At 43.4% G+C, this 288-nt stretch carries 1 protein-coding gene; it reads left to right on the top strand.

Translation table 11 applies throughout. From position 1 onward, the window contains the following. Window positions 1-288: IS3 family transposase (locus A1232T_RS13390; RefSeq protein ID WP_143514020.1), on the top strand; the 288-nt coding region annotated here is incomplete at both ends.

Raw genomic sequence — 288 nt, 5'->3', positions numbered from 1 at the left:
CTACCATAGAGCAAAGCTTGATAGTGGCGATAAATATACTGACTTAAAACAGCGTATCGCCACGCTATATCACCAGCATAAAGGCAGGTACGGCTATCGTAGAATAACAGCGGCGTTAAAGCAGTTAGGCAGTCATCACAACCACAAGCTCATTGCCAAGCTGATGCGTCATTTAAACTTAAGCGCACGGATTAGACGACAAAGGTATCGCTCTTATAAAGGCGTACAAGGCAAGATTGCAAAGAACTATTTAAAGCGCCAGTTTAATGCAGATCAACCAAACACACG

This window comes from Psychrobacter pasteurii, from assembly GCF_900162815.1.
GTDB classification, from domain to species: Bacteria; Pseudomonadota; Gammaproteobacteria; order Pseudomonadales; family Moraxellaceae; genus Psychrobacter; species Psychrobacter pasteurii.
The sequence above is the reverse complement of the archived record's forward strand: the minus strand, read 5'-3'. Positions and strand labels throughout refer to the sequence as shown.